At 53.9% G+C, this 24649-nt stretch carries 30 protein-coding genes; 12 read left to right on the top strand and 18 right to left on the bottom strand.

Annotated features, from left to right (window positions below):
• Positions 1-8 precede the first annotated feature (8 nt).
• The 7 genes from soxA to A7976_RS12710 form a co-directional block, all read right to left on the bottom strand.
• Positions 9-812: a sulfur oxidation c-type cytochrome SoxA gene (gene soxA, locus A7976_RS12680; RefSeq protein WP_067112498.1), complete on the bottom strand. Its 804-nt coding sequence runs from the start codon at positions 810-812 to the stop codon at positions 9-11.
• A gap of 45 nt (positions 813-857) precedes the next feature.
• Positions 858-1169 (bottom strand): thiosulfate oxidation carrier complex protein SoxZ, encoded by a 312-nt coding sequence (gene soxZ, locus A7976_RS12685; protein ID WP_067112501.1) that lies wholly within the window; start codon positions 1167-1169, stop codon positions 858-860.
• 58 nt (positions 1170-1227) lie between these two features.
• On the bottom strand, positions 1228-1722 hold the full coding sequence (gene soxY, locus A7976_RS12690) for a thiosulfate oxidation carrier protein SoxY (protein WP_240483879.1): 495 nt from the start codon (positions 1720-1722) through the stop codon (positions 1228-1230).
• 24 nt (positions 1723-1746) lie between these two features.
• Positions 1747-2802, bottom strand: a complete 1056-nt coding sequence (locus A7976_RS12695) for a c-type cytochrome (protein ID WP_067112505.1) — start codon at positions 2800-2802, stop codon at positions 1747-1749.
• A complete protein-coding gene (gene soxC, locus A7976_RS12700) occupies positions 2786-4150 on the bottom strand; it encodes a sulfite dehydrogenase (protein ID WP_067112508.1) in 1365 nt (454 codons plus the stop codon). Before soxC ends, A7976_RS12695 begins: the two co-directional genes overlap by 17 nt.
• 679 nt (positions 4151-4829) lie before the next feature.
• A complete protein-coding gene (locus A7976_RS12705) occupies positions 4830-5429 on the bottom strand; it encodes a TetR/AcrR family transcriptional regulator (protein ID WP_082878131.1) in 600 nt (199 codons plus the stop codon).
• 171 nt (positions 5430-5600) lie between these two features.
• Complete coding sequence (locus A7976_RS12710) at positions 5601-6053, bottom strand: copper chaperone PCu(A)C (protein ID WP_067112513.1); 453 nt, start codon at positions 6051-6053, stop codon at positions 5601-5603.
• 115 nt (positions 6054-6168) lie between these two features.
• Here A7976_RS12710 and A7976_RS12715 point away from each other — a divergent pair, with 115 nt between their 5' ends.
• A complete protein-coding gene (locus tag A7976_RS12715; protein WP_205633524.1) occupies positions 6169-7494 on the top strand; it encodes an MFS transporter in 1326 nt (441 codons plus the stop codon).
• Positions 7495-7572: 78 nt separating this feature from the next.
• Here A7976_RS12715 and A7976_RS14900 read toward each other — a convergent pair whose 3' ends face one another.
• From A7976_RS14900 to A7976_RS12745, 7 genes are all read right to left on the bottom strand, one after another.
• Positions 7573-7773 carry a DUF3079 domain-containing protein gene (locus tag A7976_RS14900; RefSeq protein WP_082878132.1) on the bottom strand — a complete coding sequence of 67 codons (201 nt, stop codon included), beginning with the start codon at positions 7771-7773 and terminating at the stop codon, positions 7573-7575.
• A gap of 122 nt (positions 7774-7895) precedes the next feature.
• Positions 7896-8339: a MarR family winged helix-turn-helix transcriptional regulator gene (locus tag A7976_RS12720; protein ID WP_067112516.1), complete on the bottom strand. Its 444-nt coding sequence runs from the start codon at positions 8337-8339 to the stop codon at positions 7896-7898.
• A 65-nt stretch (positions 8340-8404) separates the two neighbouring features.
• The gene (locus A7976_RS12725; protein WP_067112519.1) at positions 8405-8785 is read right to left on the bottom strand and encodes a DsrE family protein; all 381 of its coding nucleotides are present in this window, start codon (positions 8783-8785) and stop codon (positions 8405-8407) included.
• 2 nt (positions 8786-8787) lie between these two features.
• Positions 8788-9201 (bottom strand): DsrE family protein, encoded by a 414-nt coding sequence (locus tag A7976_RS12730; RefSeq protein ID WP_082878133.1) that lies wholly within the window; start codon positions 9199-9201, stop codon positions 8788-8790.
• 9 nt (positions 9202-9210) lie between these two features.
• Positions 9211-9537 (bottom strand): DsrE family protein, encoded by a 327-nt coding sequence (locus A7976_RS12735; RefSeq protein WP_067112523.1) that lies wholly within the window; start codon positions 9535-9537, stop codon positions 9211-9213.
• 13 nt (positions 9538-9550) lie between these two features.
• On the bottom strand, positions 9551-11278 hold the full coding sequence (locus tag A7976_RS12740) for an NADPH-dependent assimilatory sulfite reductase hemoprotein subunit (protein ID WP_240483880.1): 1728 nt from the start codon (positions 11276-11278) through the stop codon (positions 9551-9553).
• 12 nt (positions 11279-11290) lie between these two features.
• Positions 11291-13042: a sulfite reductase flavoprotein subunit alpha gene (locus tag A7976_RS12745; protein WP_067112859.1), complete on the bottom strand. Its 1752-nt coding sequence runs from the start codon at positions 13040-13042 to the stop codon at positions 11291-11293.
• Between the two features lie 124 nt (positions 13043-13166).
• Between A7976_RS12745 and A7976_RS12750 the strand changes: the two genes are divergently transcribed.
• Positions 13167-14033, top strand: a complete 867-nt coding sequence (locus A7976_RS12750) for a LysR family transcriptional regulator (RefSeq protein ID WP_067112528.1) — start codon at positions 13167-13169, stop codon at positions 14031-14033.
• Between the two features lie 10 nt (positions 14034-14043).
• Here the strand turns inward: A7976_RS12750 and A7976_RS12755 are convergent, their stop codons facing one another.
• Positions 14044-14430: a MarR family winged helix-turn-helix transcriptional regulator gene (locus tag A7976_RS12755; protein WP_240483881.1), complete on the bottom strand. Its 387-nt coding sequence runs from the start codon at positions 14428-14430 to the stop codon at positions 14044-14046.
• 126 nt (positions 14431-14556) lie between these two features.
• Here A7976_RS12755 and A7976_RS12760 point away from each other — a divergent pair, with 126 nt between their 5' ends.
• The 10 genes from A7976_RS12760 to A7976_RS12805 all read left to right on the top strand — a co-directional run bounded on the left by A7976_RS12760 (position 14557) and on the right by A7976_RS12805 (position 22997).
• Positions 14557-15096: a hypothetical protein gene (locus A7976_RS12760; protein ID WP_067112535.1), complete on the top strand. Its 540-nt coding sequence runs from the start codon at positions 14557-14559 to the stop codon at positions 15094-15096.
• A 37-nt stretch (positions 15097-15133) separates the two neighbouring features.
• On the top strand, positions 15134-15595 hold the full coding sequence (locus tag A7976_RS12765) for an Rrf2 family transcriptional regulator (protein ID WP_067112538.1): 462 nt from the start codon (positions 15134-15136) through the stop codon (positions 15593-15595).
• 388 nt (positions 15596-15983) lie between these two features.
• Entirely contained in the window at positions 15984-16181 is a 198-nt protein-coding gene (locus tag A7976_RS12770; RefSeq protein ID WP_067112541.1) for a YjfB family protein, read from the top strand.
• 18 nt (positions 16182-16199) lie between these two features.
• Positions 16200-17363 (top strand): GNAT family N-acetyltransferase, encoded by a 1164-nt coding sequence (locus A7976_RS12775; RefSeq protein ID WP_067112543.1) that lies wholly within the window; start codon positions 16200-16202, stop codon positions 17361-17363.
• Between the two features lie 326 nt (positions 17364-17689).
• On the top strand, positions 17690-18724 hold the full coding sequence (locus A7976_RS12780; protein ID WP_067112545.1) for a MoxR family ATPase: 1035 nt from the start codon (positions 17690-17692) through the stop codon (positions 18722-18724).
• A 17-nt stretch (positions 18725-18741) separates the two neighbouring features.
• Positions 18742-19605 carry a DUF58 domain-containing protein gene (locus A7976_RS12785; protein WP_067112548.1) on the top strand — a complete coding sequence of 288 codons (864 nt, stop codon included), beginning with the start codon at positions 18742-18744 and terminating at the stop codon, positions 19603-19605.
• Entirely contained in the window at positions 19602-20516 is a 915-nt protein-coding gene (locus A7976_RS12790) for a hypothetical protein (protein ID WP_067112552.1), read from the top strand. The genes A7976_RS12785 and A7976_RS12790 overlap by 4 nt, the downstream gene beginning before the upstream one ends.
• On the top strand, positions 20513-21496 hold the full coding sequence (locus A7976_RS12795; protein WP_067112555.1) for a VWA domain-containing protein: 984 nt from the start codon (positions 20513-20515) through the stop codon (positions 21494-21496). Before A7976_RS12790 ends, A7976_RS12795 begins: the two co-directional genes overlap by 4 nt.
• Complete coding sequence (locus A7976_RS12800) at positions 21481-22017, top strand: hypothetical protein (protein WP_067112558.1); 537 nt, start codon at positions 21481-21483, stop codon at positions 22015-22017. Before A7976_RS12795 ends, A7976_RS12800 begins: the two co-directional genes overlap by 16 nt.
• The gene (locus A7976_RS12805; protein WP_067112561.1) at positions 22014-22997 is read left to right on the top strand and encodes a vWA domain-containing protein; all 984 of its coding nucleotides are present in this window, start codon (positions 22014-22016) and stop codon (positions 22995-22997) included. The genes A7976_RS12800 and A7976_RS12805 overlap by 4 nt, the downstream gene beginning before the upstream one ends.
• Positions 22998-23032: 35 nt before the next feature.
• Here A7976_RS12805 and A7976_RS12810 read toward each other — a convergent pair whose 3' ends face one another.
• From A7976_RS12810 to A7976_RS12820, 3 genes are all read right to left on the bottom strand, one after another.
• Complete coding sequence (locus tag A7976_RS12810) at positions 23033-23236, bottom strand: (2Fe-2S)-binding protein (RefSeq protein WP_371440623.1); 204 nt, start codon at positions 23234-23236, stop codon at positions 23033-23035.
• 226 nt (positions 23237-23462) lie between these two features.
• On the bottom strand, positions 23463-23978 hold the full coding sequence (locus A7976_RS12815) for a DUF6789 family protein (protein WP_067112566.1): 516 nt from the start codon (positions 23976-23978) through the stop codon (positions 23463-23465).
• Positions 23979-24256: 278 nt separating this feature from the next.
• Positions 24257-24649 carry a DUF4186 domain-containing protein gene (locus A7976_RS12820; RefSeq protein ID WP_067112569.1) on the bottom strand — a complete coding sequence of 131 codons (393 nt, stop codon included), beginning with the start codon at positions 24647-24649 and terminating at the stop codon, positions 24257-24259.

The raw sequence follows: 24649 nt of genomic DNA on the forward strand, positions 1-24649 counted from the left end.
CTCTTCCTTTACCGCTTAAGCGCCGGGGCATCATAAACACCGCCTTCGGCATTTTTTGCCATGAACATAATCAAGGCGGTGATGGTGTCAGAGGCATAGCGTGGTTCCGGAAAACGCTGCTGACGCATGCAATCGCTCAGCCGATGCTGCATGCTTCTTACCTCACCCTGAGAAACCCTGTATGCAGGCCAGGTACTGTATGTATTCTGAGCATCCGTCCGGTTAAGCAGGTTCGGTAATTCCTGCAAACGGATACGCTGCTTATCCTTCGAGTGGCATGTCGCACAGGCAAAGTCATGCGCGCCCGCCCGGTAAAAGAAAAACCGTTTACCGAGTTCATAGGCGGCCTGCTCTTTTGGATGCGTGGTCGAAACAGCGATCTTCATTCCGCGGGAAGCTGCGGTGATATATGCGACCAGCGCTTCGATATCCGACGGATTGCCCGTCGAGCCAAACGGCACGGCGGCCGCCTGTTCTGGCGTGAGTTTCTGCAGCGTGATACGGCAATGGATCAGACGCTGTTCCAGATCCATGACCTTGTTGACGTCCTTGAAATATCGGGGCAATTCCACGTAGGCGCCCTTGACGACCCCAGGCCCTTTACCGAGATCGCATTGCTCAAGGGAAACGCTTTGTGGTCCAATCTTCTTTTTCCACAGTTCTTCCCCGCGCATCTCCCACAGCTCAGCAGGATTGCCATCTGCCAGCAGTTGCCTGTACTTGGCTATTTCATCTGTTGACGAGTTGCCCGCGAAGCCTTGCAAAGGGATCATCGTGATCAGTGCGGCAAAAATCGAAGCGATAAGTCTCATAATCATCCTTGCGTAAACCATCCAGAAAGTTGATGCATAAACTCTCTACGAAATCGTCGCTTCGTCTGTACGGGTATCGTCGGTGTTATCCACCCAGGCCACGGTCACTTTGTCCCCCAAGGCCCCTCCCTTGAATTTGAACGACAGGAACGGATCCTTGGAAACGGAAATACCCATGACCGTATCCAATACGGTTTTTTCCTTGCACTTGGCTATCAGGGTTTTGATGAAATGCGGAGGGATAACCTTTCCTGAAGGATCCTTGCGCTTTCCTGTTTCCATGTCGTGGCGAATGAGCACCTTCACCTCTACCGTGTCACCGTTCAACTTTGCTCGAATCCGCATTGGCTCAGCCATAATCAATTCCTCTGTTTATTACGTGTCTGTTTTGCTTTTAATCGTTGCTTGGCGTTTATCAGCCGCCGCAACCGCCCAGAGTTACCTTGACTTCCTTGCTCGCTGCAAACCATTTCCCGTTTGCTTTCACCAACGCAAGAATGTTGGAGGTTTCCCCCATCTTGACTCGCGTTGTGAACGCGGCCTCCGTGCCCTCGGGGATATTGAAGGCCACAGACAGCGGATTAGGGTTCTTTTCGATCAAGATGGCCATGTATTCCGTATTCGGAATGGCGCTATTGACCGACACCGGCACTACCGCACCATTCTCGGCAATCTCCGCGCTGATCACGGACACCTCGCCGCTCATCGTGTAGCTGTCGACGCCCAGTTCCTTCAAAGCATTCGCCAATCCCTTGGCCTCGAAACTGTTTGCTTTCCATTCCCCGGCAAATGCCCGCATGGGGCCAAGCAAACTTCCAGCGCACACCAGTCCTAGTGCAGACGCCATACGCAACGCATTTCTTCTTCCCTGATCCATCACCTGAACTCCCTTTTCATCTGAATCGAACATGGTATAAACCTGCATGGCTGAAACCTATTTGGCTCCCGCCAAAATCCATTTAATCAGCGACTTGATTTCCTCTTCCCCGACATGGCGCTGTGCCGGCATTGCACTGCTTCCCCAGCTTCCGCTGCCGCCGTTTTTAACTTTCTCGACGAGCTTCGCCACAGCCGCAGGCTCAGCTTTATATCTGTTGGCAATTTCATTGAATCCCGGCCCTACAATCCGGTTTTGCAGACCATGGCAAGCGAGGCAATTGTTCTGCTTTGCCAAACCGCGCATATCCGGATCCGTCATTGCATTGCTGGGCGTCCCTTGTCCCGATTTATTGCCATGCGTTGAGTTTTCGGCTGTTGTCGAAGTGTCTACGCCACGGACGGGGCCAACCGCACGATTTTGCTGCCGGATGTTCCCGTGAGCATTTCTGGCGGCATCCGGCAACGATGAGCGGATATGGGGCTGGACATTGCATCCCTGCATGCAGGCAACGCTCCGTACGTCGGGCTTGCCCTTCACATCCCACAACCCATGCTCCTGGGTCATGCCATTTCGGTTGGGCATACGCTTTTGTATTTCCGCGATGTTCTGATCCGTCAGCGTAAAGTTTTCGGGAACAATTTCTGCCAGACTCAGCAGGTACGCCACGACTGCAAACACATCGTCATTGGAGAGCGATTTAGGTGCCGTCCAGGGCATGGCGCGATGAATGTAGTCCCACAAGGTCGACAAGGTCGCGACCTTCATGATGGTGGTCTTCTGCGGCTGCTTGTTGCTCGCCAATGCCGCAACATGACCCGACTGTATGTCTTCGCTAGTCGTCCCGCCTATCAGCGGCGTAAAGACCTCGTTGGACTCACCAAAGGTGCCATGACAGGATGCGCACCGCCCCTCCCAGATTTCCTGCCCGCGCGCCACACTGCCGGAACCGGCAGGCAACCCTTTGAAATCAGGGCGCACATCGATATCCCAAGCGGCGATTTCCTGCGCGGTGGCAGCCCGGCCTACATTCGAATAGGCATCTGCGTGGGCCACCGTGCCCGACATGACGATCACGAACCCGGCAAGCGCTGAATTAATACACTTGAACATTGGAGAGCTCTCCGGATTCGGCTACCTTCCATGACTGGATGGCGTTGTTGTGATAGATAGATCTTGTTCCACGGACCTCTCGCAGCTCATTGATTCTGGGTTGCACGTAGTCCGTTTCATCAATCGCGCGTGACTGCAATATTGCTGGCGATCCGTCCCATACCCAATCGATGTTGAACCGCGTCAGGCACTTGCTCAGCACGGGCGTTTCAAGCCGTGCTGTCCGCCAGTTTTTCCCGCCGTCCGCCGAAACATCGACGCGCTTGATTTTTCCGCGGCCCGACCAGGCCAGGCCGGTAATGTTGTAAAACCCCTTGTCCAGCAGCATTTGCCCCGCGGATGGAGAAGTGATGACCGATTTGCATTCCTGAATGGAGGTGTATTGGCGGTACTGACCGTTAGGCATCACATCGATGTAGTGAATGGCCTCGTCCTTTGTTCCATAGGGTTTATCCCCCACCTCGATACGGCGTAGCCACTTGACCCACGACACCCCCTGGACTCCCGGCACGACCAGCCGCAGCGGGTAACCGTTTTCCGGCCTCAGCATTTCGCCATTCATTCCCCATGCAACAATCACGTCATCCAAGGCGCGATCAATGGAGATTGTTCTCGTCATGCTCGAACCATCCCCGCCTTCCGCCAGGAGATATTTCCCGTTTTTCTTGTCATAGCCGCAGTCTTCCAGCAACACGGAGAGCGGCACTCCGGTGAACTCGCTGCAACTCAACATGCCATGCGAGTACTGAACAGTTGGCACGGCGACATTTCCCCACTCCATTGCCGTATTCGCGCCGCACTCGATAAAGTGCATACGCGAGACAGAAGGCAGTCTCATCAGATCGTCCATCGTGTAAACCTTGGGGTTCTTCACGAGACCATTGATCATGAACCGGTGTTGGGCGGGGTCGATGTCGTGCCAACCCTGATGATGTCTTTCGAAGTGCAAACCACTTGGCGTAATGATTCCGAAGAGGCCCTGCAATGGAGCAAACGAAACCGATGCCGCTGAAACCCTGGTCAGCCCCGGCGATTCCCTGCGCTGCAAGTTGGCTTCAAACCTGGATGGCATTCCATACGGATTTGTGACCACAGGTTTTCCCAGGGTGGTCGAATGCTCCGGTAGCGTCAGAATATTTGGATCGCCTCCCAACACCTTCTTTCCGATGGTTTCAGCCGCCGCCGCACTCGATGCCAGCGCTGCACTTGCCGCGGCGAAGCTTTTCAGCAGAAACCCGCGCCGCGACTCATTGAGCCCTTGAGTTGTAATTTCATGGGCCAACTCGCTATCAACGAAATTTTCCGGGGCAGGCAGAATACGCCCCACTGTTTTCACTTCACTCGCCATTGCCTCGTTCCCCTCATACCTTTTGGGTATAACTTTTTTCTTAGCTTTGATTTGTCATTTCTGCCCATCACCCCAGGCGTTGAATTGCTTCATCAATGACTGGATTGAATGTCATCGATCGAAACAACCCCCACCCTCAATAGCAACTCTTAGGCCACACGAGCTATGCCATTGATTTAAAGTAATTTATAAAACATCCATCCAAATCCATGAGCTTCGAAAATGCCACAAATGGCATGCGGCCCTATGGATTTTCCGAAGATATGCCAACTACGTCACGGCCAGAAAATCCAAATGTGGCTGACTTCAAGTCAGGGAACCCGTACTTACCAGCCCGAACATACCAATCGGTATGGATACCAATTGGTATGGTATGCCCTTCAGTGCATTTGTCAAGAAAATGTATGTTGTAGAATTTGGGCGCTTATTTTGCTCGTTAAGGCTTTCTGTCCCTGCGAGCTTTTGCAATTGCGCTAAGAGAAGTTTCGACTGAAGAAAACCCAGGATCATTACTGTCCAGCAGGGGAGCCGAGCCAGTGAAAAGCATGCCAGGAATTGAAGTATTAGCCGGGCTCAGACATTCATTCTAAAAGCCGGAGCTCGAACGGAAACGTACACAAATAGGGGAATGTATTAATGGGGATTGAAGGGACGCTGCTGCACGGCGCCCCTATTGAGGTTACTGCTGATATGGGAATAAGAGCTTCAGTTGATCTCGAAAGAGGTTCAAGACGCGGGCAATCACCTGGGGATTATTTTCAGCTTTCGCAAGGATTAAAACTCCCTCAACGGCTGAAATATAGAGTTCTGCCCAAATCGTTGCATCGAATGGCCCGCGCGGCTGGCGGAACTTTGCAGCATTGCCCAGGAGATCTTCTACTTCGGCTTTCCACTCCACGAAATAGGGCACGGATTTGGCATATAACGCGGGGTGCGTTTCCTTGAGTTCGGAAGTAAAAACCGCCAGAAGGCAGCCTCTGAATTCTGGATCCTGATAGGTTTCGATGGCATGGTCGATATAGCCATACAGCACGTTCAACGGATTGTCCGCTTGCAGGTAACCTGCTTGGGCATGCCTCTCCTGCACATCTTTCCAGAACTTCTCCAGAACTATTTCGCCGAGTTCATCCTTGCTGCTGAAGTGGTGGAAAAAGCTTCCTTTTGTGACATTTGCTGCCGCACAGACGGTAGATACCGACATTGCCGAGAATCCTCGGTCAATAATCAAATCTCGGGCGATCGCTATAAGATTGTCACGTGAGGACAAGGCCGTATTCATGGGAAAGGGAAATTTCTACAGTATGTGGATCAATGCTAAAGACATCGAATATGCAGAGCAAGTTTATTTGATTTCTTTCTAATGAAATTTGGCCTTTAGAAGAGGCTATTCAAACATCACCGAATGCGCCCTGGCTTTAATGGCGCTTTTTCCAATTCGGAAAAGTACCATTTAGTGGTGCATATGTTCGTGTTTCTCACGGGCACCTGCTTGCACGGGAAAAGATACTTCAAACAAATGCTCCTTGTTCGAATTATCAGCAAACAATAATTTAAGAGGGATCTTGTCTCCTTCGACCAACTGCTTTTTCAGGCCGATCAGCATGATGTGATAGCCGCCCGGCTTGAACTCGATAACTTTTCCTGCGGGGATTTCCAGCTGTTCCAGATAACGCATTTTCATCACGCCATTTTCCATGGTCGATGCATGAAGCTCGACAGAGCTTGCCACGGGTGAAGTCAGTTTCAGAAGCGTTGCATTCGTGGTTGACGATATCTGCATATAACCTCCCGCTACTTTCTGCGCGGGAGCCGTTGCACGAACCCAAGGAGCCTTGATGCTCACGTCGGCGTAGCCATACATCGATGCAAGCCCTAACACTACAGCAGCAAAAACTTTTTTCATGAAGTCTCATCCCTGATTAACATCAACAATAAAATACATCTTATTAATATATTTGTTCATATATTATTTATTATCTAAACTTATGTAAACCTTTTGAACTCATCCGCTCGATATTTTGCTGAACATTGTGCGGCAGCCCGAAAGACCATCCATTTTGGCGACTTCTACTCATGACAACATTCCAGGCTTGCGGGAAAACTGGAGACAGTTCTCCCTCCTGGTTCTGGTAAATGCTTTCGTCGGTGCGACGGTAGGAATGGAGCGCTCCATACTGCCGGCCATGGCAGAACACGAATTCCAATTGGCAACCCATACCGCGATTCTCAGTTTCATCGTTGTATTTGGGCTATCCAAGGCGCTCACAAATTATTATGCGGGGCGTTTTTCGGATAGTTATGGCCGCAAGCGAATACTTGTGGCCGGATGGGTGCTTGCTGCTCCCGTTCCATTCTTGCTGATGTGGGCACCATCGTGGAACTGGGTGTTGATGGCTAACCTGTTACTCGGGATCAGCCAGGGCCTTACCTGGTCCATGACTGTCATCATGAAGATCGATCTTGCCGGCCCCAGGCAACGTGGGCTCGCCATGGGGATCAACGAATTCGCGGGTTATGTTGCGGTTGGTCTTGCCGCGCTCGCCACCGGCTGGATCGCCGGTCATTACGGGCTTTCGCCGGCGCCGTTCTATCTGGGCGTGGCGTTTGTACTCGCCGGCCTGTTTCTGTCCATCTTCAGCGTTCGTGAAACGCATCACCATGCAAAACATGAAGCATCACGACAGCATCCAGACCAGAAAAACTCTCGGGCACCCTCACCACGAACCATTTTCTGGAATACAACACTGCATGACCGCAACCTTTTTTCGGTGAGTCAGGTAGGACTCGTTAATAATCTCAATGACGGTATGGCCTGGGGACTCTTTCCATTGGTATTCGCCACCGCCGGATTAGGGCTGGATCAAATCGGCTGGATAGCAGCCATTTACCCTGGCACGTGGGGAATATGCCAGCTCTTTACCGGAGCGCTTTCTGATCGCATAGGCCGCAAGTGGCTAATTGTTTCAGGGATGTGGGTACAAGCGGCCGGGATTGGCCTCATTGCAACAACTTCGGCATTCGATTCATTTATTGCGGGCGCAATTTTCATGGGAATCGGCACCGCGATGGTCTATCCGACCTTGCTGGCAACCATTGGCGATGTCGTCAACCCTGCCTGGAGGGCATCGGCAGTCGGCGTTTATCGACTATGGCGGGATCTTGGTTATGCGGTTGGCGCACTGCTTTCCGGCCTGGTTGCCGACCTCTTCGGGATGGCCAGTGCGCTGTGGGTAGTTGCAGGCCTGACCATGCTGTCCGGAACCCTGGCTGCGTTCAGAATGCAGGAAACCCGGATATGGAAAATCGAGGACTACAATCCCCTTGGACGAAGCTCAAGCGAGTGATCATGCACCAAGTGCCGCATGCGGCATGATGCCCAAGTCCGGGCAAATACATATTGAGGCTTGTATCTAGAGAGCATTTCAATGCTTTTCCGGACTCTCGGACTCAGGCTGTTCTTCCTCTGTAAAAAACTCAAGCCAATCCTCTCCAAACAATTCCATTGGATGCTGGGTACGGTCCGAACCATTCCCGCATCGGAGCGAATTGACGGAGCAATACTTATCGCACCCCCAGCAAATTCTCTCGGGGTGCTTCGGATTAACGGGAAATTTTTTCGCCATTCGGTTCGCCTGCCATCGTCAGGCATTAAAGATATATTATTCTTGCATCTTACTCCAGCACCGAAGGCTGCCTGCCATAACTCTCACTTCGGAATCCGCATGGCGGGTGTCACTCCGACAGATTAATCCGTCGATTTCCAGCACACCGGAGAGGTACAGAATTTTCCATGTTGCGGGATAGGCAGGTGAACCAGAAGCTGCTTGAGTTCCTGCTGGTGAAGCACGATCAAGTGACTTATCAATTTGTAGCCTTTTGCCGAGAGACGCAGGCTCTGCTTTGCCTGGTTTTCTTTCGCAACCCGGCTTTCGATCAGGCTCAAGGATACGCAACGATTCAATACCCTGGCAGCAGTCGCGAGCCTGCATTGAAGTTTTTCGGCGATTGCCGCTAGCGAATACGCATCTTCGCTAAAAATGTGCAGCAACGCCTGGTATTGCAGCGAGGTCAGCCCATTCGCGCGGCAAATTTTCTCACTCATGCCAAGGTAATGCCGGAGCCTGTATCGGAATTCCGAAAGCGCTTGAATTTCAGCGACCGCAGGCGAGGCATCGATCGATGGGCTCATGCAACTCATGGCTATAACTCCCTTCAACGCATAATGGGGGATGTGCTGAATTCACTTAGGCGTAATTACCATTGCCATATCTGATCGACTTGCTCATACAGGTCTATCAGGTCGGTACGGCGAATGACGCTCACCCCCGGATGTATCGCAAGATCAGCCAGGCCACGTTCTTCCAGCTCCTCCCTGATCACATAAATCGGAATTCCCTTTTGCAGCATGCTGTCGAGATCGCGAATCAAATCTGCCGGCTCGCTTTGCTGCCAGTTGCCAAGCGCGAGCGCGGGCTGTCTTTGTTTTTGCACTGCATAATAGGCACAATGGCCCGCGAGCAATACGCGTAATTCAGCCCCCGCGCCATGCATCGATTGAGTCAGCCAGAGTATGGTGTCGTCCTGTTCTTCCACCAGCGTTCGAAAAGCCTGTTCCACGACCTGTAGTACTTTCATGCTTACCTCGTGCCGATAATAAGGGTATTAAACGATTCGCTCGCATAGCGCCAAAGATCGGCGGGCGAGCCTCGCCGGCATCCTTTGATGCTGTCATTGACACCGCGCTCATCCGCACAAAGACCACAGTTCACCCAATCAAACTGCAAGCTTTTTTCATGCGCTTTTTCCTGCAATGCGGCGATCCAATCCTTGGTGAGCGGGTGCGACTCGTGTTTTGCATCACGGCCGTGAACAGAATTCCCGTGAGCTTGCTGTTGAGCAAAGGCCAGGGCCGCAGCGCCTTCGTAAGCGAATACGCGCACATGGGCACCCCGATCCAGGGCAGCATCGAGAATCCGGAAAAAAGTCACCGTCCTTTCATTTTCGAAAGGAGGATCCATGAATGCAAAAGTAAGGGTTTTGATATCTTTCACGATATTCCTTTAATTCCAGATGACCTTGTCGCCATCGAGCAAAGCATCGACGACCATACCGACCTCTGCCGTCCTGACGGCAGGTTTGAGATGGCCGGGAGAAATTTCACGTTGCAACAATGAGAAGGAGTCGGCGCAGACATTGACGCCAGCGGCTGCCAGAGCATCGAATTGCGGGCAATGCGCCCCTTGCCTGGCCGCAGTCACGCCATTTTGTACGAGCAAGAGAGTGACGGACCGGCCCGACTCGGCCAGCCGTCTGGCCAGGTCGAATTGGGCGCCGGTACGGACCTCTGTAAATGGGTCTTGATTCTGAACGAACAAATATCGTGACATGCTGCAGCCTTCACTATTGAGAGAAAGAGATAATGTTTTGCTCTGCCGATGTTTTATCCAGCAAATGGGCATTTACCAGAAAATCGCCAAATTTTTCACCGGGCCTCCGCTCGTTCGCATACTGCTCGAACAACGGATCCAGCAATTCGAGGATGCGTTCTTCATTGACGTTACTGGCATAAGGTCTGTTCAAACGGTCGCCGTGGTAACTTCCACCCAGATAAAGGTTGTATAAACCGGGCGCCCGGCCTGTCAGGGCAATTTCAGCCAGGTAAGGACGCGCGCAGCCATTCGGGCAACCCGTGATGCGCAATGTCATCGGCTGCTCTTGCAAACCATGGATCGCCTTGAGCCGATTGAAAAGGCCAAGGAATCTGGGCAGATAACGCTCCGCCTCTGCCATGGCCAGCCCGCAGGTTGGCAATGCCACGCAGCTCAGCGTGTGCGCGGCTTGACTATCCGGCAGCAGGCGGTCGCCGAGACTGAGGTCGTCCAGCCGCCATTGCACCTGCTCAAGGTGATAGGGTTCGATGTTGGTGAGTTGAAGGTTCTGGTTGGGTGTAAGCCGGATATCTCCGGAATAATGTTGCAAGAACCCCATGAGTTGATCCTGCAAGGCGCCCTGGATGCGTCCGCTCTCGATGTATAGCGTCCCATGCCACAGTCCGTTGTCGCCCCGCTGCCAGCCCGGCATGTCGTTGTTATGCGTGAACCTGGCTGTTGCTCGCGCCGGCTCGAGCGGCTTGCCCCAGCGTTCGGCAAGGGTCTGGAGAAACCATGCATTACCGAGGCGATCCAGTGTGTATTTGAATCGGGCGCGATGCCGGTCCTTGCGGTCACCGAAGTCGCGCTGGATACCCATGACAATTTCCGCCAACATCGGGGCCTCATCGGCCTCAACGAAGCCGACCTCTTCCGCCAGCCTCGGATAGCTGTCCTCGCGGGTATCCAGCTGCCCCATTCCTCCGCCTACGCAGACGTTGAAGCCGACTAACTCCCGTCCTTTCAGGACAGCGATAAGCCCAAGATCCTGACCATAAACATCAATATCGTTATTCGGGGGGATGGCATAACCGACCTTGAATTTGCGCGGCAAATACAAAGGCCCGTACGCAGGATCTTCGTTTTCTCTACTATTGCCAGCATCCTCGCCATACCAGATTTCAGGATAGGCGCGGGTCTTCGGGATCAAGCGCTGACTGGTCTCCTTTGCCAAGGCAGCCACCTTACGATGCACCTCGGACAAGGCGGGATTGGCCCCGCATACCACGCCACGGCTGTCATCCCCGCACGCGGCTATCGTGTCCAGGCCTATTTCACGAATGGCCCGCATACAGCTTTGAAGCTGTCTTTTGCGTATTCCGTGAAGCTGTATGGTCTGCCGGGTGGTTATTCGCAAACCTCGTTCGGAAAATTCCGCGGCGATTTTGTCCAGCCCTTGCCATTGAGTTTTGGTAAGGATGCCCCCCGGGATTCTTAGCCGAACCATGAACTGAAAGGCAGGCTCAAGTTTGCGCTGGGCACGTTCGAAACGGGTATCCCGGTTATCCTGCTGATAGATGCCGTGAAACTTCATCAATAGCGGGTCGTCGCCTGGAACTGCACCGGTGAGCGAGTTCTTCAATCCAATGGCAATTGTGCCGCGCAGGTAATTGCTGCCGTGTTTCAGTTGCTCGTTTGAATGTAATGTCGCGACCGGTTGCGATAAGTCCGAACTGCGGTCTGTCTGGAGAGTTTTCATAGCCATTGCCAATCAATAAAGATTACGGTGTATGCGTTTGCTGTTATTGATTTGTTCCCAGAGTTCGGCCCTTCGGGTCTCTCCCAGCCAAAACTTGAGGGAATGTTCGCACTGGGTAAGCCGGGTTCTGTCTCCGCATAAATAAAGGTGCGCGCCTTTTTCCATCCATTCCGTGAATCGTTTCGCCTGTTCCAGCAGTGGGTCCGCCAAAGACCGCCAGGGTTGATCGACATAGAAGACGGTATCCACATGGCTGAGCACGCCATCGGCATGTGCCTGTTGCCAATCCAGCTGGTAAAGGAAATCTTCCTCGAACTCCTGCTCGGCAAATACCAGCCAGCATCGGCGTGCGATTTGAGCTGCGCGCAACTCCTGAAGAAAAGACCGGTATGGGGCTATACCGGTACCATCGGCGATCAGAATGAGGGGAACATCCTGCGCCTCCGGTAAGCGAAACCGGGGATTGGCATGCGGATAAATACGCATGCTTTCTCCCGGCTGTATATTGAGCAGATAGTCGGACGCGATGCCAAGCTCTACCCTGTTATGGAAAGAGTAGCGGTATTGCTGCACCGTCAAATGCAACTCGTCGTCAATATAACGTTGGCTATTCGCCAAATCATATAGCCTGGGTTGTAGTGGACGCAGGCTATCAACAAAAACTTGCGCATCCGGGGTTGCCGGATACTTGCTGATCAAATCGATTAATTGATGTGTCCGCAAAAAATCGCGCTGGATTTTATGGTCGGCAGCCAGGACCGCTTTCAATTGGTCATCGTTTGCCAATTGCGCCCACGATTCGAGCAAACGCTGACCCGGTACGGTCAGATCCCGCGTTTCTCTCAAGGCTTGTACCAACGGCATCGCCTGGCTATCCACCAGCACAGCTTGCTCTCCCGGCAAATTCGCCGCATCAAGAATGGCAGCAACCAAGGCGGGCGGATTTTCGACCAGAACACCCACCGCATCTCCCGGGGTCATGCTGAAGTCGCTCGCATCGACGGCTACGGAAATATGGTGAATGGCATTGGTGCGGTGATTTGCGCTTAATCGAAGATTTTCCAGAACTTCGACGACAAAAGGATGTTGTCTGGAATAAACCTTTCTTGCCGCTTGCTGCGATACGGAATGATGCGATAGCGGCCGATGCCCAATGGCACTCTTGTCACGGGGCACCACTTTCAGAATCGCATCCATCCACGCCTGTGCCGCTACGGCATAATCGACATCGCAATCGACTCGCGCCAGAAGTCGCGCCGCATGCAACGCGGAAAGCCGCTCATCCAGCTGCTTTCCCGTGGCACAAAAATGTTCGTAAGTACTGTCGCCCAAAGCCAATACAGCGTAATTCAATTGCTGCAGATCAATGGCTTCCTCCTCCATTAAGGCGTTATAAAAAGCGGAGACAGGCTGTGGAGGGTCACCGTCTCCGTGCGTGCTGCAGATGACAAACAGATACTGATACTTGAGTAATTGGCGTACCCTTACATCCGCCAATGTTGCAACTTGCGCTTGTATTCCTTCCTTTTCGGCCTGATTCCCCAACTGCCTTGCCAGTCTTTCGGAGTTGCCCGTTTCGCTGCCATATGCAATCAGTACATTTGTTTTTTGGTCAGGCGATGGAATGACTTCCCTACCGTTGGACTTTGCCGCCAAATAATCGATTAGCCATAACGACTGGGCTTCATCCAGACGATCAAGCACATCTTGAAGGTCTTTCCAGAGACGATCAGCGAATAAATGGGTCGCTGGATTGTTCAGCATAAAATCGTTTACCACACATGCGTTTTAATCAGAACACAGTATGCTTCCAAATATTTTTGATGAATAATGAAATAAAATGCCATTTAATATTAATAATTTTGATATTAACTAAAAGCAGAATTTGATGGATATCGATCTGGCACGTACCTTTTTGGAAATTGTTCGCTCGGGAAGCTTTATCGCCGCCGCTGAGCGGCTGCATATCACTCAGACGGCTGTTACCGCACGGGTTCGGAATCTGGAGAGCCAGCTTGGTTGCCGTCTATTCATACGGAATCGGCAAGGCGCCCGGATGACGGAACACGGCGAGCGGTTCGTACTCCACGCCAGCCAGCTGGTTCATACGTGGGATGCCGCTCGCCGGGAATTACCCTTGCCGGAAGGCACGGGCAATATCGTGACCATAGGCGGCGAGTTGAGCTTGTGGAATCCATTGCTCCTGGATTGGGTTGGCCGGATTCGTGAAGAGCTTCCGACGCTTGCAATCCGAGTTGCCGTTGGGGATATGCGCAAATTGCAACAAGAAATGGAAAATGGCGTCATGGATGCAGCCATCGTCCATCAGCCCGTTTACTGGCCGGATATACAGGTCGAACAGTTGCTTGAGGAAAAGCTGGTTCTGGTCCGCTCCACGAGCAATCCGCTTCCTTATATTTATGTTGACTGGGGTGAAGGATTTCGGCGGCAACATGATGCCGCATTGCCGCAATATGCGAGGTCGAGTCTTGTTTCCGACCTCGGCCCATTGGCACTGAATTACATCCTGACAAAAGGAGGCAGCGGGTATTTTCGTACGCGAGTGATACAACGCTATCTGGATGAGAGAGCTCTTGAATTGGTCCCTCAATTTCCCGAATTCTCTTACCCGGTATATCTCATGTCACCGCGGAACAACGAAAACGCGCTGCTGGAAAATGTTCTGCAGATATTGAGGAACGTGTCGAAAAAAGACAGCAACTGGTCACAGACAACGCGATTGGGCTTCATTTGATATAGAAGTCCTATCTCGCTGGATGCTCAAAAACCTCCTTAAGAAGTTGAAGCTCCTTCTGGTGCAACTCCGCGATACGCTCAAGCAATCGCAATCCTTCAGGCAATAAATGAATTGCGACTTTGCGGCGATCCTCCTGCATCGGCCGACGCTCGATCAATCCCAGCTTCTCGCAACGATCAACCAGCGCCACTACCCCGTGATGCTTGGCCTGCAGCCTTTCTGCCAGTTCTGCCACGCTGAGCCAATCCCGCCCGGGCGCGCCCATCAAATGTAACAACAATTGATATTGCAAAGGGGTCACTCCATTCGCCCTGCAAATATCCTCGCTGCTCCTCAGGAATTTCCTTAACTGAAAACGGAAACTGGAGAGTTGCTCATAGTCGTTTTTGTTCAAGCTTGCTCTTTCGGGCCGGGAAGATGACATCTGCATTATTCACTTTAGTGATAATATAAAATATATCACGACGTGATATATTTTATATTATCATTGGTTCTCCATAGCGCCCGAGAGGAGTCTTTCATGAACACGATTACCCTCCTGAAAGTGTTGCTCACCCCTGCGGCGGGCTGGCCGGATATAGTCAAAGCCAGAAGCTCGACAGTAAAAATACTGCTCATGCTGGTTATCCCCAGCATGTTGTTTCCTCCGGCAATGTTGCAGCATGCTGGAGAATATTATCAGTCGCTCATTTCGATCCCCGCTCCGCTTTTCTTTATTCTCGAAGCCATCACCTTTGTTGTCGTCATCTATCAAATCAAAAACATTTCGAATACATATGGCGTAAACATTGGCTATTACGAAGCCTTTCTTCTGGCATCCGTAAGCATCGTTCCTTTTTGCATGTCATTTCTGATGCTCGGTTTTCCCGGTATTGGCTTCGGCCTCATCCCGCTATTGATTGTCGGAGCGCTTTGTTATTCGGGCTTTATTTTCTACAAGGGATTCCGCACCTTCAGCGCTACTCAGGAAGCCATCTACTCCGTGCATATTGTTTATACGGTAGTCAGCGCAGCGGGAAGCTGGCTGGTACTGTTAGCGATTTTAATTGCCTTGAAATAAGACTGAAATTGCAAACACTTCGCCCAGCAGGCAAGAAATGCTGATTTCCAAAACCAGCCAATACGCAATCCAGGCCATGATTTATTTAGCCACGCGCGAGCCTGAGATTAAAGTCACCGCCCACGACATCGCGGAACAGCTCGACTTACCGACAACTTATCTATCGAAAATCATGCAAACACTTTCCAGACACACGTTGGTACGGTCTACCCGTGGTCCGACGGGAGGTTTCAGTTTGGGGAGAACGGCAGCCAGCATAAACCTGATGCAAATATTGATCATTACGGAAGGCATCAATTTCACAAAAGAATGCCTGCTTGGATTGAAAGAGTGCGACGAAGCAACCAAATGCCCCGTCCACGACCAATGGCAGCCGGTAAAACTGAAGATCACCAGGCTGCTAAAGCATCAAACCCTGCATGCCCTGAGCAATGACGTGAAGTCGGGAAAATATCGAATCAATGAGATTCCGTACCTGGCCAAAGAGATTCTGATGTGAAGTGACTTCGACGTCTCAACTCACTGAAATGCAGAAGGAACTCCATGCCTCTTCTATAAGGAATAAAGCGAGGAATGTCGCTTTCGGATGCTGCGATGCATCGCGCAATAAACAAAAAAACTCATCCGAAGGGCCTCCTTCGGATGACTCGGCATTTCTTGTTCTTGGCTGATTGATATTGTTTGTGGGCGATTCTAGGGGGCGGCTGGCGGTTTTACACCCATCAGAACTGATAGGTGCGGGAACTCGATAAATGCATTAGTTGGACTTCTTCTTTGCGTTGCGGGGAATTTGCTTTCGTATGCGGTGGTCGAATTGGGTAGAATACCCCGAGCGCCGTTCTTGACGGCATCGCATCATCTCACTCACTCGCTAGCGGGAGGTCATCATGGATGTAAACACTATCGCCAGCCAAGCGATGGCCATGTCTATCCAGCAGACCAGGGACGCCATCGGCATAGCTGTGCTGAAGAAAACGCTGGAGGTGCAGGCCAACAATGCGATGGCGTTGATCGATGCGTTGCAGCAACCAGCTTCCGCCAATAATCCACCCAATCTCGGAAACACCATCGACACCACGGCCTGAGTGGCCGCAAGGAATACGATGGCGGACAACACCTCCACCAGCAGGGAACTGAGCCCGACCTTCCGGGTATTCGACAGCATCGCCGAGATTGCTCCGCAGGACTGGAATTGTCTCGCCGGAACCCAGCCCTTTCTGCAACACGCCTTCCTTCGCGCGCTGGAAGATACCGGCTGCGCCAGCCTTGAAACCGGCTGGATGCCGCAGCACATGACCTTGTGGCTGGGATCGTATCTCGTCGGCGCAATGCCGATGTATGTAAAGCATCACTCCTATGGCGAGTATGTATTTGACTGGGCGTGGGCGGATGCGTACGAGCGCAATGGTCTCGATTATTATCCCAAGCTGCTTTCGGCGGTGCCTTTCACACCGGTGGCAGGGCCGCGCCTGCTGGCGGAGAACGACGATTGCAGGCGGCTGCTGGTAATCGCGGCGGTAAATTTCGCCAAAAATGCCGGCCTGTCGTCGTTTCACTGCCTGTTTCCGGCCGAAGCCGAACGCAGCATTTTCGAGGATGCCGGACTGATGATCCGCGAAGGCGTGCAGTTTCACTGGACTAATCCGGGTTTCCGCACTTTCGAGGATTATCTGAACGCGATGAACCACGACAAGCGCAAGAAAATCCGGCAGGAACGCCGCAAAATGTTCGACCAGGGCGTCGACTTCCGTCATCTGAGCGGCGCGGAAATCAGCGAGAAAGACTGGGAGTTTTTTACCGACTGCTACGTCAATACCTACCGCCAGCACCGCTCCATGCCCTATTTGACGCTGGAATTCTTCTTGCGGCTCGGGCGTGTCATGCCGGATAACATCCTGCTGATCGTGGCGCAGCAAGACGGTGAAGACATCGCCGCATCGCTTAATATCTTCGATAACGAAACGCTCTACGGCCGTTATTGGGGTACGCAGCAATATTTGCCCGGGCTGCATTTCGAGACCTGTTATTACCAGGCCATCGAATTCTGCATCGCGCGCGGCATCGGCGTTTTCGAGGGCGGCGCCCAAGGCGAGCACAAGCTGGCGCGGGGGTTGCTGCCAACGCCTACCTGCTCCGCGCATTGGCTGGCGCATCCGGGCTTTTCAGGAGCGATCGAAGAATTCCTCGCGCGCGAATCGCTGCACATGCGCGATTACATCGATGAGCTCAACGAGCACAATCCTTTCAAATCCACCAATACGAAATAACCGGTAAACAGCGTCACCCGTCCCTTCCCCCATAATCCCCGCAGAAATTTTAACGGGGCCTTGCTAAACATATACAGATCTGTATAGTCTCAGTTGAAAATAATTCTGGGACAGCGCTTAGGCCTCGTCCTTTCGTACGCGCGAAAAGAAAAACAATCATGACTACCATCGGCATCAATTACGACGTGACTGCAGGCAAGAAACAAAACTTCGAAAGCATTGTTGAGCATGCGCCCAACACGGCAAACGGCCACAGCCCCTCGCAGTCAGGCTGCTGACCACCTATACCTTTCTGTCTCCCAAGCACTAGCCAACAAGGAACCCTCATGTCTCAAGTTCTGGATCATCAGCTCGCGGATTGGCGCAGCCACGCCCTGAAACTGGAAAACGAAGTCAGGAAAGTCATCGTCGGGCAGGATAAAGCCATCCACCTGATGAACATCGCCATCTTCGCCCGCGGCCACGTTTTGCTGGAAGGCGGCGTCGGCGTAGGCAAGACGACATTGCTGCAATCCATTACCCGCGGCATCGGCGGCGCTTACGAGCGGATCGAGGGCACAGTCGACCTGATGCCCAACGATCTCATCTATCACACCTTTCTCGGCGCGGATGGCCGTCCGCAGATCGACGAAGGCCCGCTGCTGCGTGCCGGCGAAAACCTGTCGGTGTTCTTCTTCAATGAAATCAATCGCGCCCGTCCACAAGTGCATGCACTCATGTTGCGCGTGATGGCCGAACGCCACCTGCATGCCTTCAAGCGCGAATACCGCTTGCCTCACATGCTGGTCTTTGCCGACCGCAACCAGGTGGAAAAAAACGAGACCTTCGAAATCCCTTCCGCCGCGCGCGACCGCTTCATGATGGAAATTCCCATCGAGATTCCGTCCGACCGCGAGCTGCGCAAATCGCTGATGTTCGATACCCGTTATCAGCATGCCGAGGATCTGACGCAGCAGGTCGAGCCGGAGATCCTGCATTTCGACCAGCTCAACGACTTCTCGCGCACGATCCAAAGCCATGTCCGCGCCAGCGATGCGATCAAGGAATACGCGCTGGATTTATGGGAGGCCACGCAGCATCCCGAAAAGTTTGGCGTCAAGATGGACAGCGTGGACGCGCATCGCCTGATACACACCGGCGCCAGTCCGCGCGGCATGGGCATGCTGCTGAAGGCAGCGCGCGTACATGCCTGGCTGAAGGAGCGCGACAGCCTGTATCCGGAAGATCTCCATGCGGTGTTCCACGAAATCGTCGCGCACCGCCTGGTGTTTCATTCGATGTATGAAATGCGCCGCACCGCGCTATCGCGAGAGCTGACCAGCCGCATCATCGACGCCGTTGCCGTACCGGCCAAGGCCTAGGGCGCGTTCACACCAACATGATTCCAGCCTACGCCAAGCCATTCACCTACACCATCCCGTGGCGCTCCAGCAGCGTCCATTTCGGCGGGCACCGCGGCACGCAGCGCGGACTGGGTTTCGAGTATCGCGGCAATGTGCCGCTAGTCGATTATCCGGACGCGCGCCGCATGGATTTGCGTCAGTCGCTGCGCGACCCTTTCGAACAGGTGCAGGTAAAGCTGTATAACCAGGACAACACGACCCCCATATTCGCGGTGTGCGACCTCTCCGGTTCGATGCAGTTTGGCGGCCCGAATCGCAAGCTGGACATCGCCAAGGCTATCGCGGCATCGGTGGCTTACTCGGCGCACGAGGCGGGCGATCTCTTCGGCCTGATCGGCTATCACCGCCATGTGGTGGAAGAATTGACGCTGCCCTTGAGCCATCACGTTCACCAGTCTTTCGAGACCATCGAATTGCTGGGCGATTTCCGCCATCTGCGCGTCGGGCCGGAAGGCATCCTCGAAGTGCCGCAATATCTCAGCCAGCATCGCGGGTTGGTGTTCTGGATTTCCGATTTCCATATGCCGCTGGAGCTCATTGCCGAGGCGTTCAATATGATGTCGATGCATCAGGTGATCCCGGTGGTGTTGTGGGACGCACGCGAATACCGCGCGCTGCCGCGTTTCGGCTTCGGCAACCTGATCGACCCGGAAACCGGGAGGAGCCGCACCATTTTCTTCCGTGAAGCGATACGTGCGCAGTTCGAAGCCGCCTTCGCAGCACGGCGCGAAGCGCTGGAAGATGTGTTCGAACGCTACGATAGTCCGGGGCATTTCATTGAGGGTGCTTTCGATGCCGATGCCATGTCCCACTACTTTGAGCAATACATGAGCTTATGAACAATTTCATCCGTAAATTCATCGCCCTCGCCAGTCTGGTGCTGCTCGCCCATGCTGCCCTAGCGGAACCATCGGCAGCGCGCATCGTGAAACTGGTCAATCCGGTCCAGAGCACGGGAATCCGCATCGGCGACCTCATGGAACGCACTGTCGTGCTCGAGGCTCCCGCGCCCTATCAGCTTTCACGCAGCGCCCTGCCGATGAAAGGCTCCAACCGCGATGGGATCGAGCTGGCCGACTTGCAAATCGAGAAAAAGGACACCAGCCAGGCTACCCGCTATGTCGTCACGTTGCGCTATCAGGTCTTCGGGCATGCCAGTGCACCGGCCGTGATGACGCTGCCGGAGGAAGCCTTTGCGCTGACAGGCGGCCCGCAAGGCCTATCGCTGGAGATTCCGGCCTGGCGTTTCTGGTATTCACCGCTGGCGGTGGCGGATATCACCACGGCCAAGGGGAATCTGCAGCCGCAACTCCGTCCGCCCGTCATCAATGCGGAAACCCACCGGACGCGGCTGTTCGGCTTTCTTGCCCTGCTGGCCGTGAGTGCGCTGGCGCTGGCCTACTATAACGCTGACAGCCGCTGGCTGCCTTTCATGAACGGCCCGTTCGCCGAGGCGCATCGCCGCATCAGGCGCTTGCCGGTCAAGGACGACTCGTCCTGGAAGATCGCGCTGACTGCGCTGCACGAAGCCTTCAACCGCGCACATGGCCGCAACCTGTTTGCAGCGGACATTGGCGCATTCGTGGAAAAACATCCGCAGTTTGCACGCGCCCGTGCCGATATCGCGGCGTTCTTCGCGCAGTCCGGCCGCGCGCTGTTCTCCGACCCGCCGCAAGACGCGGATGTCTTCATGAAGGAGATGGCGGCATTCAGCAAGCAATTGCGCGACTGCGAGCGAGGTGCGGCATGACACTGCTGCATCCCTGGGCGCTGTTGCTGCTGCCTCTCGTCTTCACGCCATTCTGGCTCAAAAGTCGCCAGGGTCAGCTTTATTCCTGGCTGGAAATGGTGCCGCGCGACCGCGTTTCGGAAATCGCCGACAAAACTGTACGCGCGCTGATTGCGCTGCTGCTGGCCTGCGTTGTGCTGGCGCTGGCCGGGCCGCAGGGGCCGGACAAGAAAGTTCCGAAAGTCGGCAAAGGGGCGCAGACCGTGGTGGTAATCGACCGCAGCGTCAGTATGGAGCATCCTTTCGCCGGAGACTCCACCAGCGGCCGCACGACGGAGGTCAAGGCGATGGCGGCGCGACGGCTGATCACGCGCTTCATCGATGCACGGCCGGACGACATGATAGGCGTGGTGGCGTTTACCAACTCAGCGCTACATGGCGTCAAGATCACCAGCAATCGTAAGGCGGTATTCGCGGCAATTAACGCGGCGACCAGCGCGGGCATCAACCAGACCAATATCGGCGCCGGTATCACGGAAGGGGTCTCGCTGTTCGACGATATTCCCAGTTCGGGCTCGCGGGCGGTCATCCTGCTGTCGGACGGCGCGGGCAAGATCAGTCCGCGCGTGAAGCAAAAAATTCAGGAGCGCCTCACCAGCAAGAAACTGAATCTCTACTGGATTGTGCTGCGTGAGCCGGACGACATCAGCATCTTCGCCAAGGACCGCACATACAGCGCGGAGACCTTGCCGCCAGTCATCGAGCTGGATCAATACTTCAAGTCGCTCAAGATCAAGTACCGCGCCTATGAAGCGGACAACCCCACCGCGCTGCAATCGGCGCTGCAGGATATCGACGCGCGCGAGAAAAACGTGATCCAGTACTCCATCAACATACCGGGCCACGACTATGCGCGCGACCTGATCATGCTTGCCTTGGGGTTGAGTCTGCTTTTATTCATGGTCAAGAATTTGAGGGTCCATTCATGGAAAACCGCCTGAAAAGAAAAAATATCGTGCTGGGCCTGCTGCTGGCGGCCGGGCTGGCGGGCACAGCCACCGAGGCATACCAGACCTGGAGCATAGAGCGGGTCAACCGGGCCTTGGCGGCAGGCCAGCCGATAACGGATGACGCCTATCCCTTCCACAAGAAATTCGCCGCCGCGTATGCCCAGGGCCGTCAGCAGGATTACAAGCATGCCGTACAGACTTACGGCCAGTTGCTGGAAATGTCGCCCGAAAACGGCGATCGCGCGCGCATTCAGTTCAACATCGCCAACAATCTTTTCCTTTCGGGGCTGGAACGCCGGCTGAATGACGACGGCACGCTGAAGGATGAAGCCCGCTACGCATTCACGCAGGCGCGCATGGCCTATGAGCAGGCGCTACGCACCGACCCCGGCCTGCGCGCGGCCAAGTTCAATCTGAGCCTGCTGCATGGCGCGATGCCGGACGGCACGAAAGGCGCGCCGAAAGAGCAATCCGGGATGGAACTGAGCAATCTGCCGATTGGATTGCCATGAAAAAGCTTCTGGATTTTCTACGCGCAAACCATGAATCCGCGCTCTTTGCGGGCGCGGCGCTGCTGCTCGTGCTGGCATTGATCAAGCCGCAGATTCCGTTGAAGCAGGAAGTCCACAACTACCTGCTGGTCGCAGATGTGTCGCAGAGCATGAATGCCGAGGACGTGCAGCTTAACGGCCACAACGTCAACCGCATGGCTTATACCCGGCATCTGATGAAACGCGTGGTTGAAACCTCGCCTTGCGGAACCTACATCAGCGTGGGGGTGTTCGCCGCCGAGAATGTCGCGCTGCTGTTCATGCCGCTGGAGGTGTGCGCCAATTACGATGAGATCACCGAAGCCATCGAGCATCTGGAATGGCGCATGGCCTGGTCCGGCAACAGCCGCCTGAGTTTCGGGGTCAAGGCAGCGGCCAGTGTGTTCGATTCGCTGAACGCGCCGGCGAAGATGCTGTTTTTCACCGACGGCGACGAAGCGCCCAAGGTCAACGCTATCAACAAGCTCGACCTCTCCGGCGTGCAGATTGGCCAGAACGTGGTGTTCGTCGGCGTGGGCGGCCATCAGCCGGTAGCGATCCCACGCTACAACTCAGCCAACAAATGGGTGGGTTACTGGTCTTCGGATGCCAAGGAGCATGGTGCAGTCGGCGCGTCGTATTCCGACACCAGCCAGGACGAGCCCGATCCCGAGGTGGCCTATGCGGAATACGACCGCTATCTTTCGCAACTGGACACTGAATATCTCAAGTCGCTCGCGCAGGAAATCAAGGGAAGCTACATCGAAGGCCGGGACACGGAAGAATTCTACGATTTCGTCCAGTCGCAAAAACCGGCAGCGAGTTTCGTCACGGACTATTCGCTGCGCTGGGTATATCTAAGCCTCGCCGGGCTGCTGATCCTGCTGACCTTCCTGCCTGATTTTCTGGATTTCCGCCGCAACCGGCGGGAGCCGGAAGGGAAATCTGCAGAATCTCAATAAAAACGGAGTTTTCTCAACTTCCGGGGATCAGTGATTTACAGATTACTGCCTTGCTGGTCGGCGAGATCCTTCAGGAGCTGTGCAATATCCCACTCGCAGCCGCCACAGCCCGAGAGAGCCCCCGTCTTTCTGGAAATGGCATCCATATCCAGGCCTTGCTCGAACAGCCGCTGAATATTGCCCCGCGTGGTGCCGCTGCATGGGCACATGATTTCGTCCGCCGAGTCGGTTTGCTTCATGTTCATGGATGAGGTTTACTCCCGGATTGTTGGCAGCCCTTATTGTAACGTTCCCAGGCATCCGAACAGGCGTCGGTGCCCTCGTTGCCTGGGAACATGCCAATACATCAACGTGAAGAGCTATATTGATGACAAAGGCTGGAAAATTTACGAATTGAGGGAGCGAACTCCAGGTATTCAGCCCAAGCGTCTTCCCAAAGCTTAGCGATATTCCCTCTACCTCATGTTATGACATGGCTGGTTTATGATCGCGTGTCGCCGCGTAGGCTATCCCTAGCGTCAACCCAAAGAGCAAGTGCGCAACTAAGCTAATCCAGTTCTGGGCTTCTGTGAACCAGGGAAACAGCACAGGTGAAATCAGGTAAAAGTTAATAAAGTAAATTGCCAGGCCGAATACCGACCCGCCGAGAATGGCGTTTAGACCTGAAACCTGGTGCGCTATCCAGCTAAAAATGAGTCCGTAAATTACGGCCAGCCCAAAGTGAATTAACATTGCAATCGTCACGATGCCCATGTCGAAGCTGGCGGGCGGCGGCAATACACCTTTACCCATGACCATTGCAGCGATCATGCGCGGCGGGCCCCATGGGCTTTGTCCCATGAAAGTCATGACCATCAGCATTTCTGCCACCAAGAAAACAGCCCCGGCAATCAGGCCCGCCCATATCGCCGCTTGCCAGTCCGTTTTGTCACCAGCATATGATTCGACATAGTGCTGATGGGAGTGATAAATGTGTGCCATGATGTTCTCCTCTGTATCGATGAGTGCCGTAAATCGTGAACCGATTCATAATCGGCGAGTGCGTTCCCGATGATGCGTCATGAATGAGTCCGTCCATCTTTCTTCGTTTGGCAATGCTTTCCCAATCCCTCATGCGTAACTTTCTCTTCACCACAAGCAATTGGATAAGGGGGTGGAAGATGAAGTTCTGGCAGTATTTTTTCTAACTTGTGTAAGTTTTTGCGCCCTTGCCGCCCGTGAATAATCATATTAATCATTGGGTAGTGGCATATTGCCGCTCAGGGCCAGTTGAAGCTGGATTGCCTCGCCTGTGACGGCGGGCCGGATTGCGCTTGCAGCCAGCGCTCCAAAGTCGCCAGCACGTGCTTTTCCTCTTCCGGCGTCAGCGCCCTCCCTTGCGGGATGCGATGCCATTTTTCCAGGCAACCGCGACAACAGCAGGCCGTCGCATGCTGCGCCACAAAGACGGGATGGCCGCGAAAAGGGGTTTGCTTGCCGTCATTGGGGATAACGGCCGGGGACAGGCGCTTTGCGATGAAATCTTGTGCATGCGAAAGCACGACCGGCAAACCCTTTTCGCGCAAGTAATCGCGATCTTTTCCGCGCAGTTGAAAGCCACGGCGGAAGCTGGATGTTTCCAGCGCGGCAAAAAGATCGTCCAGATCGCGCAT

Source organism: Methylobacillus sp. MM3 (genome assembly GCF_001645185.1).
GTDB lineage: Bacteria > Pseudomonadota > Gammaproteobacteria > Burkholderiales > Methylophilaceae > MM2.

Excerpts from the sequence above, each read along its gene's own strand:
- soxA (WP_067112498.1), bottom strand. The coding sequence starts at position 812 with ATGAGACTTATCGCTTCGATTTTTGCCGCACTGATCACGATGATCCCT.
- soxZ (WP_067112501.1), bottom strand. The coding sequence starts at position 1,169 with ATGGCTGAGCCAATGCGGATTCGAGCAAAGTTGAACGGTGACACGGTA.
- soxY (WP_240483879.1), bottom strand. The coding sequence starts at position 1,722 with ATGTTCGATTCAGATGAAAAGGGAGTTCAGGTGATGGATCAGGGAAGA.
- A7976_RS12695 (WP_067112505.1), bottom strand. The coding sequence starts at position 2,802 with ATGTTCAAGTGTATTAATTCAGCGCTTGCCGGGTTCGTGATCGTCATG.
- soxC (WP_067112508.1), bottom strand. The coding sequence starts at position 4,150 with ATGGCGAGTGAAGTGAAAACAGTGGGGCGTATTCTGCCTGCCCCGGAA.
- A7976_RS12705 (WP_082878131.1), bottom strand. The coding sequence starts at position 5,429 with ATGAATACGGCCTTGTCCTCACGTGACAATCTTATAGCGATCGCCCGA.
- A7976_RS12710 (WP_067112513.1), bottom strand. The coding sequence starts at position 6,053 with ATGAAAAAAGTTTTTGCTGCTGTAGTGTTAGGGCTTGCATCGATGTAT.
- A7976_RS14900 (WP_082878132.1), bottom strand. The coding sequence starts at position 7,773 with ATGGCGAAAAAATTTCCCGTTAATCCGAAGCACCCCGAGAGAATTTGC.
- A7976_RS12720 (WP_067112516.1), bottom strand. The coding sequence starts at position 8,339 with ATGAGCCCATCGATCGATGCCTCGCCTGCGGTCGCTGAAATTCAAGCG.
- A7976_RS12725 (WP_067112519.1), bottom strand. The coding sequence starts at position 8,785 with ATGAAAGTACTACAGGTCGTGGAACAGGCTTTTCGAACGCTGGTGGAA.
- A7976_RS12735 (WP_067112523.1), bottom strand. The coding sequence starts at position 9,537 with ATGTCACGATATTTGTTCGTTCAGAATCAAGACCCATTTACAGAGGTC.
- A7976_RS12740 (WP_240483880.1), bottom strand. The coding sequence starts at position 11,278 with ATGAAAACTCTCCAGACAGACCGCAGTTCGGACTTATCGCAACCGGTC.
- A7976_RS12745 (WP_067112859.1), bottom strand. The coding sequence starts at position 13,042 with ATGCTGAACAATCCAGCGACCCATTTATTCGCTGATCGTCTCTGGAAA.
- A7976_RS12750 (WP_067112528.1), top strand. The coding sequence starts at position 13,167 with ATGGATATCGATCTGGCACGTACCTTTTTGGAAATTGTTCGCTCGGGA.
- A7976_RS12760 (WP_067112535.1), top strand. The coding sequence starts at position 14,557 with ATGAACACGATTACCCTCCTGAAAGTGTTGCTCACCCCTGCGGCGGGC.
- A7976_RS12765 (WP_067112538.1), top strand. The coding sequence starts at position 15,134 with ATGCTGATTTCCAAAACCAGCCAATACGCAATCCAGGCCATGATTTAT.
- A7976_RS12770 (WP_067112541.1), top strand. The coding sequence starts at position 15,984 with ATGGATGTAAACACTATCGCCAGCCAAGCGATGGCCATGTCTATCCAG.
- A7976_RS12775 (WP_067112543.1), top strand. The coding sequence starts at position 16,200 with ATGGCGGACAACACCTCCACCAGCAGGGAACTGAGCCCGACCTTCCGG.
- A7976_RS12780 (WP_067112545.1), top strand. The coding sequence starts at position 17,690 with ATGTCTCAAGTTCTGGATCATCAGCTCGCGGATTGGCGCAGCCACGCC.
- A7976_RS12785 (WP_067112548.1), top strand. The coding sequence starts at position 18,742 with ATGATTCCAGCCTACGCCAAGCCATTCACCTACACCATCCCGTGGCGC.
- A7976_RS12790 (WP_067112552.1), top strand. The coding sequence starts at position 19,602 with ATGAACAATTTCATCCGTAAATTCATCGCCCTCGCCAGTCTGGTGCTG.
- A7976_RS12795 (WP_067112555.1), top strand. The coding sequence starts at position 20,513 with ATGACACTGCTGCATCCCTGGGCGCTGTTGCTGCTGCCTCTCGTCTTC.
- A7976_RS12800 (WP_067112558.1), top strand. The coding sequence starts at position 21,481 with ATGGAAAACCGCCTGAAAAGAAAAAATATCGTGCTGGGCCTGCTGCTG.
- A7976_RS12805 (WP_067112561.1), top strand. The coding sequence starts at position 22,014 with ATGAAAAAGCTTCTGGATTTTCTACGCGCAAACCATGAATCCGCGCTC.
- A7976_RS12810 (WP_371440623.1), bottom strand. The coding sequence starts at position 23,236 with ATGAAGCAAACCGACTCGGCGGACGAAATCATGTGCCCATGCAGCGGC.
- A7976_RS12815 (WP_067112566.1), bottom strand. The coding sequence starts at position 23,978 with ATGGCACACATTTATCACTCCCATCAGCACTATGTCGAATCATATGCT.
- A7976_RS12820 (WP_067112569.1), bottom strand. The coding sequence starts at position 24,649 with ATGCGCGATCTGGACGATCTTTTTGCCGCGCTGGAAACATCCAGCTTC.